This window comes from Curtobacterium salicis, assembly GCF_011759505.1.
Taxonomy (GTDB): Bacteria; Actinomycetota; Actinomycetes; order Actinomycetales; family Microbacteriaceae; genus Curtobacterium; species Curtobacterium salicis.
Genome location: NZ_JAAOYO010000003.1, coordinates 1 through 14,560 on the forward strand (window position 1 = coordinate 1; position 14,560 = coordinate 14,560).

A 14,560-nucleotide genomic window follows, 5' to 3' on the forward strand; every position below is an offset into this window, starting at 1 on the left:
CCGACCAGCCAAAGCCGACCGGGCACGAGGTCAATAAAATTGGCATTGACAATGTGCACGCTGTTGAGTTCTCAAGGACCAGACGCACTCCCCACATCACACCACGAAGATGATCCGCCAGAGAGGCTGTCGTTCTCGAACCCACCGATGTCGTCGGACCCAACCACACAACCGTGCAACCAGACCCAGTGGCTCATCCCGAAGGAGAGAACCGGTGGAGTAGTCATCCTAAGCGTCGAAGCGAACCAGCACAAGGCCAGATCTGAACTCCAGTGGAGGATGGTCCCGCTTGAGGGCCGACGTGCTCTGGGCTTTCGCTCCAGCCGCTCCGCCGCACCTTTGGGGTGACGAGGGATTACTTTACGCAGCCCCCACCCCCACCACCAACCCACCCCACATCCCGGGCGTGTCGCACACTGCAACACACGCCGGGGAACGACGAACGCCCGGTCCTCCACCAGGACCGGGCGTTCACCGGGGGCAGTGCGGCGTCAGGACACCGTCACTCCGGCGAGGGTCTTCTTCCCCCGACGGAGGACCAGCACGCCGGCCGGCAGTGCGAGGGACGCCAACGTCGCCGCCGGGTCCTCGGCTCGCTCGTTGTTCACGTAGACACCGCCCTGGGTGATCGCGCGCCGCGCTTCACCGAGGGACTTGACGAGTTCCGTCTCGACGAGGGCACGGGCGAGATCCGCCGTCCCCTCGATCGCGACGGACCCGGGCAACTCGGCGATCGCGGACCGGAGGGTCTCCGCGTCGAGCGCCGCCAGGTCACCGTTGCCGAACAGCGCCGCCGACGCATCGATCGTCGCCTGCGTCGCGTCAGCGCCGTGGACCAGGGTGGTGACCTCCACTGCCAGGGTGCGCTGGGCCTCCCGTCGGAACGGCTCGTCGGCCACCGCCCGCTCGAGACGCTCGATCTCGGCGCGCGACAGGAACGTGAACTCGCGCAGGCGCGCGATCACGTCGGCATCCGCCGTGTTGAGCCAGAACTGGTAGAAGGCGTAAGGCGACGTCATCGTCGCGTCGAGCCAGATCGCGTTGCCCTCGCTCTTGCCGAACTTGGTGCCGTCGGAGTTCGTGATGAGCGGCGTGCCGAGCGCATGGGCGGCCACACCCTCGGTGCGACGGATCAGTTCCGTGCCCGAGGTCAGGTTGCCCCACTGGTCGGAACCACCGGTCTGCAGCGTGCACCCGTACTGCCGGTACAGCTCGCGGAAGTCCAGCCCCTGCAGGATCTGGTAGCTGAACTCGGTGTAGCTGATGCCCGCGTCGGAGTTCAGTCGTGCTGCGACGGCGTCCTTCTTGAGCATCGAGTTCACGCGGAAGTACTTGCCGATGTCGCGCAGGAAGTCGATGGCGGACAGCGGTGCGGTCCAGTCGAGGTTGTTGACCAGCCGGACCCCGTTCTCACCGTCCGCGCTGAGGAAGCGGGAGACCTGGGCCTGCAGACGGCCGACCCACTCGACCACGGTCTCGCGGGTGTTCAGCGTGCGTTCGGCCGTCGGGCGCGGGTCACCGATCAGGCCGGTCGACCCACCGACGAGCGCGAGCGGCATGTGCCCGGCGAGCTGCAACCGGCGCATGGTGAGGAGTTGCAGCAGGTTGCCGCAGTGCAGCGACGGAGCCGTCGGGTCGAATCCGCAGTAGTACGTCACCGGTCCGGCATCGAGGGCCGCTTTGAGTGCGGTCTCGTCGGTCGAGACGTGCACCAGACCACGCCAGCGCAGCTCGTCCCACACCGAGGCGAAGGTGGGGTCGTTCTGCTGGCGCGTCAGGACATCGGGAGCGGTATCACTGGACACTCCGCCATCGTACCGGCGCAGCACCCGACGCATCAGTCGACGGCGCCCTTGTGCCGGCGGTACGACGACACGGTCGGGTCGTCCCGCAGCCAGAACCGCCAGGGGAAGGAGGCGCCACCAGCGACGCCACCGACACCGGTCCGTGGTCCGCGGGCGACGGAACCGTCGGCCAGGAGGGCGTCGACGACCGCAGCCGGTGTGGCGGCGGTGAGCCGGGCCTCCAGATCGGGTGCCAACGTGAGTCGGTACGGTCCGGAACCGTCGAGGACCGACGTCCCGTCGTCCTCGCCGAGGACCGCGCCCAGCGCGACACCGAGGTTCCCCGGCCCACGCGCGAGCGCGACGTCGGCGACCGACGGGCCACGCCGCTGCCGTGCGGTCTCCAGCCCGGCGATGACCTCGGCTCCGCGGAGCAGGGACCCCGACGACACGCCATCGGGTCCGCTCACGATGTTGACGCAGGTGTGGATGCCGTACGACCGGTACGCGTACAGGGTGCCGGGCGGACCGAAGAGGTGCCGGTTGCGTGCGGTCATCCCGCGGTGCCCGTGCGACCCGGGGTCGATGAGGCCCGAGTACGCCTCGACTTCGGTGATGCGGAGGGTGACGCCCTTGCCGGTGATCGTCGCACCGAGGAGCGCCGGCGCGGCGACCGGGGCCGGCTCGGCCAGCAGGGTGAGCAACGCGGACGCCGTCATCGCTCCGTCACCACCACCGCCACGATCCGACCAACCTGGTCATCGCACGAAGGGCGTCCCCGCGGCGATCTCGGCTACGGACCGCGTGACGGCGGCGAGCTGCTCGGCGACCCGCTCCGGCGCGGTGCCGCCCGCGCCACGACGCGACGCGACGCTGCCCTCGATGGTGAGCACGGCGCGCACGTCCGGGGTGAGGTGCGGTGAGACGGATGCGTACTGCTCGTCGGTCGGGTCGTCGAGGTCGATGTCGCGTTCCTCGCAGTACCGGACGAGGGCACCGGAGACCTCGTGCGCGTCGCGGAACGGAACACCCTGCCGGACCAGCCACTCGGCGACGTCGGTCGCGAGTGAGAAGCCCTGCGGTGCCAGCTCCGCCATCCGTGCGGTGTCGAACGACAGCGTCGCGACCATGCCGGTGAAGGCGGGCAACAGCACCTCGAGCTGGGCGACCGAGTCGAACACCGGCTCCTTGTCCTCCTGCAGGTCCCGGTTGTACGCGAGCGGCAGGCCCTTCAGGGTCGCGAGGAGCCCCGTGAGGTTGCCGATCAGCCGACCGGACTTGCCGCGCGCGAGCTCGGCGATGTCGGGGTTCTTCTTCTGCGGCATGATGCTCGAGCCGGTCGAGAAGGCATCGTGGAGCCGGACGAAGCCGAACTCCTTCGTGTTCCAGAGGATGATCTCCTCGGCCAGACGCGAGATGTCGATGCCGATCTGCGCCAGGACGAAGGCGAACTCCGCCACGACGTCGCGGGCCGCGGTCGCGTCGATCGAGTTGTCGGCCGGACGGGCGAAGCCCAGCTCGTGGGCGATCGCCGTCGGGTCGAGGCCCAGGGAGCTCCCGGCCAACGCGCCGGCACCGTAGGGGCTCACGCTCGCACGACCGGACCAGTCGCGGAGGCGCTCGAGGTCCCGCACGAGCGGCCACGCATGCGCGAGCAGGTGGTGGGCGAGCAGGACGGGCTGCGCGTGCTGCAGGTGCGTCCGCCCCGGCATGATCGCGTCCGCGTGCTCGGACGCCTGCTGGCTGATCGCGTCGACGAGGTCGATCACCATCCGACCGATCCGTCGCCCGTGGTCGAGCATGTGCATGCGGCCGAGGGTCGCGATCTGGTCGTTGCGGCTGCGACCGGCGCGCAGCTTCCCGCCGAGTTCCGACCCGACGTCGGCGATGAGCAGGCGTTCCAGGGCGCCGTGCACGTCCTCGTCGGAGTCCGCCGGCTGGAGGGACCCGTCGAGGAACGACTCCTCGAGGCGGTCCAGCCCGGCGAGCATCCGCTCCAGCTCGTCGGCCGTCAGGTACCCGGCCGTCTGCAGTGCCCGAGCGTGGGCGCGGGAGCCGGCGAGATCGTACGGCGCCAGCTGCCAGTCGAAGTGCGTCGACTTCGACAGCGCGGCGAGCTCGGCACTCGGACCGTCCGCGAAACGGCCACCCCACAGGGCACCCGTGTTCGTCGCGTCGGTCTTGCTGCTGGCATCTTCCGGCCGGGAGGCCCGGGGCACGTCCGTCATGTCGTCCTGCGTCGTGAGAGGTGGCTGGGTGGTGCCGCACGGGCCGGGGCGGGAAGCCCCGGCCCGTGCAGCAGGGTGGTGCGGGTGCTGTGCTGGTGCTGCGCTTCGGCTAGTTCGCGAGGTCGCGGCGGGCCGAGATCTTGCTCGGCAGCGACCACAGCTCGATGAAGCCCTTCGACAGCGACTGGTCGAACGTGTCGCCGGTGTCGTACGTGGCGAGGTCGAAGTCGTAGAGGCTCTGCTCCGAACGACGGCCCGTCACCGTGGCACGACCACCGTGCAGCTGCATCCGGATGTCGCCGGAGACGTACTCCTGCGTGGAGTCGATGAAGGCGTCGAGGCTGCGCTTGAGACCACCGAACCAGAGACCGTCGTAGACGAGGTCGGCCCACTCCGACTCGACACCGCGCTTGTAGCGGTTGACGTCACGCTCGAGGGTCAGGCTCTCGAGCTCCTCGTGCGCGGCGATGAGCGCCATCGCGGCCGGGGCCTCGTAGACCTCGCGCGACTTGATGCCGACGAGACGGTCCTCGACGACGTCGATGCGGCCGACGCCGTGCTTGCCGGCCAGGGCGTTGAGCTCCTGCACGATGCGCAGGACACTGAAGCGCTGGCCGTCGATCGCGACCGGGACACCCTGCTCGAACGTGATGGTGACCTCGTCGGCCTCACGGTCCACCGAGGGATCCTGCGTGTACGCGTACAGGTCTTCGATCGGGGCGTTCCACGGGTCCTCGAGGAACCCGGTCTCCACCGCACGACCCCAGACGTTCTGGTCGATCGAGTACGGGGACTTCTTGCTCTGCAGGATCGGCAGGTTGTGCTCCTGCGCGTAGACGATCGCCTTGTCGCGGGTCAGCGCGAGGTCGCGGACCGGGGCGACGCTCGTCAGGTCCGGGGCGATCGCGGCGACGGCGGCCTCGAAGCGGACCTGGTCGTTGCCCTTGCCGGTGCAGCCGTGCGCGACGCTGTCGGCGCCGAGCTGCTTCGCCGTCAGGGCGAGGTGCTTCGCGATGAGCGGACGGCTCAGCGCGGAGACGAGCGGGTAGCGCTTCTGGTACAGCGCGTTCGCCTTGAGCGCCGGGACGAGGTAGTCGTCCGCGAACTCGTCCTTGGCGTCGATGACGACGGACTCGACAGCGCCGCAGTCGAGCGCGCGCTGGCGGATGGCGTCCATGTCCTCGCCCCCCTGCCCGACGTCCACCGCCAGGGCGACGACCTCTTTGCCGGTGGCGTCCTTGAGCCAGCCGATGCCGACGGAGGTGTCGAGGCCACCTGAGTAGGCCAGTACGACGCGGTCTGCCATGAGTGTTCTCCTTGCTGGGGTGGTTGTCAGTTGCCGGTGGTCGCCGCGTCGGTCGTCGCGGATGCGGCGGCCGTCGTGTTGGCGGCGAGGAGCCAGGCGAGCAGGGCCTTCTGGGCGTGCAGGCGGTTCTCCGCCTCGTCCCAGATGATGCTGCGGGGGCCGTCGATGACCTCGGCCGTGACCTCGTAGCCGCGGTCAGCGGGCAGGCAGTGCATGAACACCGCGTCGTCGGCCGCGTGCGCGAGCAGCTCGTCGTCGACGCGGTAGCCGTGGAAGACCTCGAGGCGCTGCTGCTTCTCTTCTTCCTTGCCCATCGACACCCAGGTGTCGGTGACGACGACGTCGGCGCCGGCGACCGCTGCGACCGGGTCGGTCACGACGAGCACCGAGCCGCCGGTCTCCGCGGCCCGGGCTTCGGCGTCCGTGACGACCTGTGCGGCCGGGGCGAACTCGGCCGGGGCGCCGACGCGGACGTGCATGCCGGCGGTCGCGCAGGCCAGCAGGTACGAGTGCGCCATGTTGCTGGCCCCGTCACCGACGAAGGCGATGGTCTGGCCGGCGAGTGCACCGCGGTGCTCGCGGATGGTCAGCAGGTCGGCGAGCAGTTGGCAGGGGTGGAAGTCGTCGGAGAGGGCGTTGACCACGGGCACGGTGGTGCTGGCCGCCATCTCCTCGAGCCCGGCCTGGCCGTAGGTGCGCCAGACGATCGCCGACACCATGCGCTCGAGCACGCGGGCGGTGTCGGTCGGGGTCTCCTTGCCGCCGAGCTGGCTGTTGGCGGTCGAGATGATCAGCGGGCTGCCACCGAGGTCGCTGATGCCGACGTGGAAGGACACCCGGGTCCGGGTCGACGACTTGTCGAAGATCACGGCGACGCTCTGCGGACCGGCGAGCGGCTTCGCGGCCCAGCGGTCGCGCTTCATCTCGACGGCGAGGTCGAGGATCGCGGACTGCTCCGCCTGGCTGAGGTCGTCGTCCCGGAGGAAGTGGCGGGTCATGCGGTGGTCTCCTGATCGGCGCCCGCGACGGCCGCCATGCTCTGGGCGAGGATCGCGAGGAACTCGTCGATCTCGTCGTCGGACACGATGAGCGGCGGCGCGATGCGCAGGCTCGACTCGTTCGGGGCGTTGATGATGAGGCCGCGGTCGAGTGCCGCGGCGGACACGGCCGCCGCGACCGGCAGCCGGAGACCGACGCCGACGAGCAGGCCGCTCCCGCGCACCTCTTCCACCAGGTCGGAGCCGAGGGCGGTGATGCCCGCGCGGATACGCTCGCCCTTGACGACGGCGTTCTCGACGAGCCCGGCCCGTTCGATCTCGGCCAGGACCGCGTTGGCGACCCGCGTGCCCAGCGGGTTGCCGCCGAAGGTCGAGCCGTGCTGGCCGGCCGAGAACAGGTCGGACGCCGCACCGAAGGTCACGAGGGCGCCGATCGGGAACCCGCCGGCGATGCCCTTCGCCACCGTGATGGCATCGGGGGTCACGCCGGTGTTCTGGAACGCGAACCAGGCTCCGGTCCGGCCGATGCCGGTCTGGATCTCGTCGAGGATCAGCAGGGCGCCGTGGGTTTCGGTCAGCGTCCGAGCGGCCTGCAGGAAGCCCTCGGGCAGGTCGACCACGCCGGCCTCGCCCTTGATCGGCTCGAGGATGAGTGCCGCGACGGTGTCGTCGATCGAGCGCTCGAGCGCCTCGATGGAGGTCTCGATGTGTTCGACGCCCGGGATCATCGGCAGGAAGTCCTCCTGCAGTGCGGGCTTGCCGGTGAGCGCGAGCGCCCCCATCGTCCGGCCGTGGAACGCCTGCTGCAGCGCGAGGATGCGGGTCTTGCGACCGTCCGCGCCGCGGTTGAGGCGCGCGAGCTTGAAGGCCGCCTCGTTCGCTTCGGCTCCGGAGTTGCCGAAGTACACGCGGCCCGCGTCGCCCGCACCGGAGATGCGCTTGAGGCGCTCGGCCAGCTCGAGCTGCGGCGGGGTGGCGAAGTAGTTCGACACGTGCACGAGCTTCGCGGCCTGGTCGCTGATCGCCTCGACCAGTGCCGGGTGGGCGTGGCCGAGCGAGTTCACGGCGATGCCCGCCAGGAAGTCGAGGTACTCGTTGCCGTCGACGTCCCAGACGCGGCAGCCCTGGCCACGCTCGAGCATGATCTTCGGCGGGGTCAGGGATCGCATGAGCGACGCCCCGAACCGGTCGTTCCAGGTCTCGGTCTGCGTCTCGGTGCTCACCGTGGTGTGCCCTTCTCGTCGTGGTGCGGGGTGTCGTGGTGCGGGGTCGCGTGGTCGCCGGCGGCGCGACGGCCGATCTCGGCGTGGGTGTTCTGGTTCTCGGTCCGACGGCTGGGGTCCGGGATCACCTCGGTGCCCGCACCCCGCAGGGTGAAGACCTCGAGCAGGATCGAGTGCGGGATGCGACCGTCGATGATGGTCGCACCGCCGACCCCGCCGACCACGGCGTCGAGGCACGCGGTCATCTTCGGGATCATCCCCGACTCGAGCGAGGGCAGCAGCTGCCGCAGTTCCTCGACCGCGATGAGGTCGATGATCGAGTCGCGGTCGGGCCAGTTGCGGTACAGCCCCGGGACGTCGGTCAACATCATCAGCTTCGACGCGTTCAGGGCGATCGCCAGCGCGGCCGCAGCGGCGTCGGCGTTCACGTTGAGCGCCTGGTCCGGGTGTGCGTCGTCGATCGCGATGCTCGACACCACCGGGATCCGGTCGGCGCGGATCGCCGCGAGGACCCCGGACGGGTCGACGTGCGTGATGTCGCCGACGTGGCCGAGGTCGAAGTGCTCGCCGTCCACGACGACGCCCTTCTTCTCGCCGGTGAACAGCGACCCGCCGTCACCGAACACGCCGACGCCGAGGCCGGGCCCGTGCTCGTCGATGAGGTCCACGATCTCGCGGTTCACCTCGCCGGCCAGCACGTCGCGGACGACGGTGATCGCCTCGGTGGTCGTGACGCGGTAGCCGCCGCGGAACTCGGACTCGATGCCCTGTTCCTTCAGCGCCGCCGAGATCTGCGGTCCGCCGCCGTGCACGACGACGGGGTGCAGGCCGGCGTACCGGAGGTAGACCATGTCCTCGGCGAACGCCCGCTTGAGGTCGTCGTTCACCATCGCGTTGCCGCCGAACTTGACGACGACGATCTTGCCCGAGAACCGCTTCAACCACGGCAGGGACTCGATGAGGGTCGCGGCCTTGACGGTCGCGAGCTCGTGCTCTTCTTCCTTCGAGAGGTCCGGATCGTTCATCAGCTGGAGTACGCGCTGTTCTCGTGGACGTAGTCGTGCGTCAGGTCGTTCGTCAGGATCGTGGCCGCGTACGGTCCGACGCCGAGGTCGATGAGCACGTGGGTGTCCCGCGGGGTGAGGTCGACGCTGTCGCTCGGCTGGTCCGGGGCGCCGGCGTGGCAGACGCGGATCCCGTTCATCGAGACGTCGACCGCGTACGGGTCGAACTCTGCCTCGGTCGTCCCGATCGCGGCGAGGACGCGGCCCCAGTTGGGGTCGTTGCCGAAGACGGCCGCCTTGAAGAGGTTGTTCCGCGCCACGCTCCGGCCGACCGTGACCGCGTCGTCTTCGCTCACGGCACCGATCACCTCGATCGCGATGTCGTGCGCGGCACCCTCGGCGTCCTGCTGGAGCTGCCGGGCGAGGTCGGCGCAGACGGCGGTCAGGGCCTCCTGGAAGTCACCGACCTCGGGAGTCGTGCCAGACGCACCGGACGACATCAGCACGACGGTGTCGTTCGTCGACATGCAGCCGTCCGAGTCGACACGGTCGAAGGTCACCCGGGTCGCGGCGCGCAGTGCCTGGTCGAGTTCGTCCGAGGTCAGCGCCGCGTCGGTCGTGATGACGACGAGCATCGTCGCCAGCCCGGGTGCGAGCATCCCCGCACCCTTCGCCATGCCCCCGACCGTCCAGCCGTCGACGGTCACGACGGACTGCTTCGGCTTCGTGTCGGTCGTCATGATCGCGGTCGCGGCGTCCGGTCCGCCGCCGTCGGTGAGGGCGTCGGCGGCGAGCGTCACCCCGCGGAGCACGCCGTCCCGGAAGGTCTGGTCGCCGACCCCGATGAGGCCGGTGGAGCAGACGACCACGTCACCGGCGCCGATCCCGAGGGCGTCGCCGACCGCTTCGGCGGTCAGGTGCGTCGTCTGGAAGCCGAACGCCCCCGTGAAGCAGTTCGCGCCTCCCGAGTTGAGCAGGACGGCTCGCGCCACCCCGTCCCCCACGACCTGGCGGGACCAGATCACCGGGTGCGCCTGGGCGCGGTTCGAGGTGAAGACGGCGGCCACGGCGTCGGACGGGCCGTCGTTGACGACGAGCGCCACGTCCGGCCTGCCGCTGGTCTTGAGGCCCGCGGTGACGCCGGCGGCGCGGAAGCCCCGAGCGGCGGTGACGCCCTGCAGTGCTCCGCTGTCGGACAGGAGGTTCGTGGTCGCGTCGTCCGGACCGGGCCCGTCACTGGTGCTGTCGGTCACGGGGCGACTCCGTCCACGCTGAGGCCGAGGGTCTCGGGGAAGCCGAGCGCGATGTTCGCGGACTGCACGGCGGCACCGCCCGTCCCCTTGGCGAGGTTGTCGAGGGCGGAGACGGCGACGACCCGACCGGCCGCTTCGTCGACCGCGATGCCGACGAGGGCAGTGTTGGCGCCGATGGTGTCGGCGACCCGCGGGAAGACCCCCTCGGGCAGCAGGTGCACGAACGGTTCGTCCGCATAGGCCTGCTCCCAGGCGAACCGGACGTCGTGCGCGGTCACCCCGGGGGCGAGGCGTGCGGTGGTCGTCGCCAGGATGCCGCGGGACATCGGCACGAGCACGGGGGTGAACGAGATGCGGACGTCAGCGGCCCCGGCGACGCGGAGGTTCTGCTGGATCTCCGGCACGTGCCGGTGCGAGCCGCCGACGGCGTACGCGCTGGCGGAACCCATGATCTCGGCGGCGAGGTAGGTCGGCTCGAGCTTCTTGCCGGCACCGCTCGGGCCGACGCTCAGCACGGCGACGATGTCGTCGGACTCGACGAGGCCCGCCTGGACACCGGGCTGGATGCCGAGCGTGACCGCGGTGACGTTGCAGCCGGGGACGGCGATGCGCTTCGTCGCCGCCAGCTCGGTGCGCTGTCGGCCCTGGGCGACGATGTCGTCGACGTCCCGCCACTCGTCCGCCGCACCGGGTGTGGGCGGCGCGTGCAGGAGTTCCGGCAGACCGTAGGTCCACGCGCCGTGGTACTCACCGCCGTAGAAGGCCGCCCAGGCGCTCTCGTCGGTCAGACGGTGGTCCGCGCCGCAGTCCACCACGAGGGTCTCCGCGTCGAGTTCGGCGGTGATCGCACCGGACTGACCGTGCGGCAGCGCGAGGAACACCACGTCGTGACCACGGAGGTTCTCGGCCGTCGTCTCCACCAGGGTCAGGTGGGCGAGCGACCGCAGGTGCGGCTGCGTCGCGACGAGCGGCTGTCCGGCGTTCGAGTACGCCGTCACCGTCCTGACGTCGAACTCGGGATGAGCGGAGAGGATGCGCAGCAACTCGCCACCCGCGTAACCGCTGGCTCCCGCCACGGCGACGGATACGGACATGGGTTCCACCTTTGGTCGGACTGGTCGTCGAGAGAGTCGGAGGCGGCGACCCCGGGCGGTGATCCGTCGTGGATCAGTCGCGCAGGGTCGCCCCGAATCGCTCGCCGGCACGTCGGACAGCGCCGTCACGGGCCTCGGAGGCCTCGGCAGCGGTCAGCGTGCGGTCCGTGGCGCGGAAGCGCAGGGCGAACGTCAGGGACTTCTGTCCCTCGTCCACGCCGGCACCGCGGTAGTCATCCACGAGCCGAGCATACTCCAACAGGTCTCCGGCACCAGCGCGCACCTCGGTCAGGACGTCGCCCGCGGGCACCGTGACGTCCACCACCAGCGACAGGTCCTGGGTCGCGGCCGGGTAGGACACGATCGCCGAGACGTCGACGAGCTCGGGAGCCGCGGCGACCATCGCGTCGAGGTCGAGCTCGACGACGGCGACCACCCGCGGCAGGTCGGCGTCCGCGGTGCGCTCCGGCAGCAGCTCCCCCGCGACGCCGACGACGACGTCACCGACGAGCAGCGAGGCCGCACGTCCGGGGTGCAGCGACGGGTGGCTCGTCTGCGCGACGGTCAACTCGACGCCGACGGCCCACGCCACGGTCCGGGCGACGTCGAGGGCGTCGGCGATGCCGAACGGCTCGACCGCGGTGCCGGGCTGCTTGAGCACGGCGTTGCCGAGGAGCAGCGCGCTGACGTGGAAGGGCTGCGGCGGCAGGGCGGCGTCGAGGGCCGCGAGGGCCTCGGACGTCGGACGCCGGGCACCCGCGGGGACGTCGACCGTGCCGAGCTCGATGCCGGGCTCGGGCAGGAACACCCGGGACGTCTCGTACACGGCGACGTCGACCAGGCCGCGGGACACGTTCCGACGGGCCACGTCGACGAGGGCCGGCAGACCGCTGCGTCGCAGGTGGTCCTGCGCGCTGTCGAGTGCGTTCGCGAGGACGACGCTCGGACCACCCGCGGCGTCGATGCCCGGGTACGCGGCAGCCGTGGCAGCGGACACGAACGGCGCCGTGACGACCTCGGTCAGTCCGGCCGCGGCGAGGGCGGCGGACACCCGACGGCGGGCCTGCTGGTGCCGCGTGAGCCCACGGCCGGGAGGCGCGACCGGCAGCACGCTCGGGATCCGGTCGTACCCGACGACGCGGGCGATCTCCTCGACCAGGGAGACGTCGTCCACCAGGTCGGGGCGCCAGCTCGGCGGGGTCACGGAGAGCAGGTCACCGTCGACGTCCACGGTCGCCCCGATCGCGCGGAGCGTGTCGAGCACCTCCGCGTCGGTGTACTCGACACCGATCAGTGCGGCGGCCCGGCCGAGGCGCATGGTCACGGTGGGACGAGGTGCTGCGTCGACCAGGGTCGAGCCGAGTGCGTCCGGCGCGCCACCGGCCAGGTCGACGAGCAGCTCGACAGCGCGGTTCGCCGCGGCCTCGGCGACGAGCGGGTCGACACCACGCTCGAACCGGCGCGATGCCTCGCTCGGCAGCTTGTGCCGGCGCGCGGTCCGCGCGATGGACACCTGGTCGAAGCCGGCGGCCTCGATCAGCACGTCGGTCGTCTCCGCGGTGATCTCGGTCCGGGCACCGCCCATGACACCCGCGAGACCGACCGGCCCCGCATCGTCCGCGATGACCAGGTCCTCGGTGTCGAGGGTTCGTTCGACGTCGTCGAGGGTGGTGAGACGCTCCCCCACGGTGGCCCGTCGGACGGTGAGCCCGCCCTGCAGCTTGCCGAGGTCGTACCCGTGCAACGGCTGGCCGAGTTCGAACATCACGTAGTTGGTGATGTCGACGGGCAGCGAGATCGACCGGACGCCGGCGAGCGACAGACGCGCGACCATCCACGCCGGTGTGGGGCGGCTCGCGTCGACGCCGCGGACGACCCGGGTCACGAAGGTGCTGGCGCCGACGCGGCCACGGATCGGGGCGTCGTCGGCGATCGTGACCGGGAAGCCCTCGCCGGCGCGCGGCAGGACGCGGTCGACCGGGTCCGAGAAGGTCGCACCGGTGGCGTGCGCGTACTCACGAGCGACCCCGCGCATGCTCATCGCGTAGCCGCGGTCCGGCGTCACGTTGATCTCGACGGCGGCGTCGTCCAGGCCGAGCAGCGCGATGGCGTCCGCACCGACCGCTGGTTCCATGCCGAGGTCGGCGAAGCGGAGGATGCCGTCGTGCTCGTCGCCGAGTCCGAGTTCGCGCGCGGAGGCGATCATGCCGTCGGAGACGTGGCCGTAGGTCTTGCGCGCGGCGATCGGGAACGGCCCGGGCAGCACGGCGCCGGGGAGCGTGACGACGACGAGGTCACCGACGTCGAAGTTGTGCGCGCCGCAGACGATGCCGCGGGGTTCGGCGTCGCCGACGTCCACCTGGCACCAGTTGATCGTCTTGCCGTTCTTCTGCGGCTCCGGGACGCGCTCGAGCACCCGGCCGACCACGACGGGTCCGGTCAGGTCGGGGGCGTGCACGGCTTCTTCTTCGAACCCGACCGACACCAGTGCGGCGTGGACGTGCTCGAGCGAGACGTCGTCGGGCAGGTCGACGGATTCGCCGAGCCAGCGGAGTGGGACGCGCATCAGACCACCGTTCCGAACTGCTGCGAGAAGCGGAGGTCGCCCTCGAGGAAGTCACGCATGTCGTTCAGGCCGTTGCGGAACTGCAGCGTCCGCTCGATGCCCATGCCGAAGGCGAAGCCCTGGTACTCGTCCGGGTCGATGCCGGCGGCGCGCAGCACGTTCGGGTTGACCATGCCGCAGCCACCCCACTCGACCCAGCGTGCGCCGCCCTTGGCATTCGGCTGCCAGACGTCCATCTCGGCGCTCGGCTCGGTGAACGGGAAGTAGTTCGGGCGGAGCCGGATCTGCGCCTCGGCGCCGAAGACCTGGCGTGCGAAGTGCTCCAGCGTGCCACGGAGGTGCGCCATGGTCAGGCCCTTGTCGATCGCGATGCCCTCGACCTGGGTGAAGACCGGCAGGTGCGTGGCGTCGAGTTCGTCGGCGCGGTACACGCGGCCCGGGGCGATGACGTAGAGGGGCAGGTCGCGGGACAGCAGCGACCGCACCTGGACGGGTGAGGTGTGCGTGCGCATCAGCAGGTGCCGGTCCACGGGCTCGACGAACACCGTGTCCGCCATGGCCCGCGCCGGGTGGTCCTGGTCGAAGTTGAGCGCGTCGAAGTTGAACCACTCGTGCTCGAGCTCGGGACCTTCCGCGACTTCCCACCCCATGCCCACGAAGATGTCCGCAACGGTCTCGTTGAGCACCGACAGCGGGTGCCGGGAACCGGGTGTGCGACGCGACGGCAGCGCGGTGACGTCCACACGCTCGGCGTCGAGGCGTGCGCGTTCCTCGGACTCGGCGAGCACCGATTCCTGCGCGGCGATCGCCTGGTTCACCTGGCCGCGCGCCTGACCCACGAGCTTGCCCGCGGCGGCCTTCTGCTCGGGCGGGACGCTGCGCATCGACGCGTTCATCCGGGCGAGCGTCGACTGCTCGCCGGTGTGCTCGGCACGGGCCTGCTTCAGCTCGGCGACGGTCGTCGTGGCGCGGACGGCGGCAAGGGCCGCTTCCACGGCGCCGGCGACCGCCGATTCGCTGATCTCGAGAGGTTCTGACACGAGAGCCAAGCCTACCGGCCGACGGGATACCGCCGCCCTGCACCGGTCGGACTGTGGAAGGGGA

Annotated in this window: 11 protein-coding genes; all 11 read right to left on the reverse strand. The window is 70.7% G+C overall.

The genetic code is table 11. The features are described 5' to 3' along the window. Window positions 1-491: 491 nt before the first annotated feature. The 11 genes from tyrS to pheS all read right to left on the reverse strand — a co-directional run bounded on the left by tyrS (window position 492) and on the right by pheS (window position 14,496). A complete protein-coding gene (tyrS, locus tag E9228_RS08520; RefSeq protein WP_341849847.1) occupies window positions 492-1,805 on the reverse strand; it encodes a tyrosine--tRNA ligase in 1,314 nt (437 codons plus the stop codon). Between the two features lie 32 nt (window positions 1,806-1,837). Further along, a complete protein-coding gene (locus E9228_RS08525; protein WP_166780185.1) occupies window positions 1,838-2,503 on the reverse strand; it encodes a DNA-3-methyladenine glycosylase in 666 nt (221 codons plus the stop codon). Between the two features lie 39 nt (window positions 2,504-2,542). Continuing rightward, window positions 2,543-4,012: an argininosuccinate lyase gene (gene argH / locus E9228_RS08530; protein ID WP_208385789.1), complete on the reverse strand. Its 1,470-nt coding sequence runs from the start codon at window positions 4,010-4,012 to the stop codon at window positions 2,543-2,545. Window positions 4,013-4,121: 109 nt separating this feature from the next. Beyond that, window positions 4,122-5,318, reverse strand: coding sequence for an argininosuccinate synthase (locus E9228_RS08535; RefSeq protein ID WP_166780186.1), 1,197 nt, complete (start codon window positions 5,316-5,318; stop codon window positions 4,122-4,124). A 26-nt stretch (window positions 5,319-5,344) separates the two neighbouring features. Then, window positions 5,345-6,316: an ornithine carbamoyltransferase gene (argF, locus tag E9228_RS08540; RefSeq protein WP_166780187.1), complete on the reverse strand. Its 972-nt coding sequence runs from the start codon at window positions 6,314-6,316 to the stop codon at window positions 5,345-5,347. Next, the gene (locus tag E9228_RS08545) at window positions 6,313-7,539 is read right to left on the reverse strand and encodes an acetylornithine transaminase (RefSeq protein WP_166780188.1); all 1,227 of its coding nucleotides are present in this window, start codon (window positions 7,537-7,539) and stop codon (window positions 6,313-6,315) included. Before E9228_RS08545 ends, argF begins: the two co-directional genes overlap by 4 nt. Then, window positions 7,536-8,564, reverse strand: a complete 1,029-nt coding sequence (gene argB, locus E9228_RS08550; RefSeq protein ID WP_252727969.1) for an acetylglutamate kinase — start codon at window positions 8,562-8,564, stop codon at window positions 7,536-7,538. The genes E9228_RS08545 and argB overlap by 4 nt, the downstream gene beginning before the upstream one ends. After that, window positions 8,564-9,724 (reverse strand): bifunctional glutamate N-acetyltransferase/amino-acid acetyltransferase ArgJ, encoded by a 1,161-nt coding sequence (argJ, locus tag E9228_RS08555; protein WP_166780802.1) that lies wholly within the window; start codon window positions 9,722-9,724, stop codon window positions 8,564-8,566. Before argJ ends, argB begins: the two co-directional genes overlap by 1 nt. Before the next feature lie 68 nt (window positions 9,725-9,792). Further along, window positions 9,793-10,890, reverse strand: coding sequence for an N-acetyl-gamma-glutamyl-phosphate reductase (locus tag E9228_RS08560; RefSeq protein ID WP_166780189.1), 1,098 nt, complete (start codon window positions 10,888-10,890; stop codon window positions 9,793-9,795). Window positions 10,891-10,963: 73 nt separating this feature from the next. After that, a complete protein-coding gene (gene pheT, locus E9228_RS08565; RefSeq protein WP_166780190.1) occupies window positions 10,964-13,456 on the reverse strand; it encodes a phenylalanine--tRNA ligase subunit beta in 2,493 nt (830 codons plus the stop codon). Next, window positions 13,456-14,496, reverse strand: coding sequence for a phenylalanine--tRNA ligase subunit alpha (gene pheS, locus E9228_RS08570; protein WP_166780191.1), 1,041 nt, complete (start codon window positions 14,494-14,496; stop codon window positions 13,456-13,458). The genes pheT and pheS overlap by 1 nt, the downstream gene beginning before the upstream one ends. Window positions 14,497-14,560 lie beyond the last annotated feature (64 nt).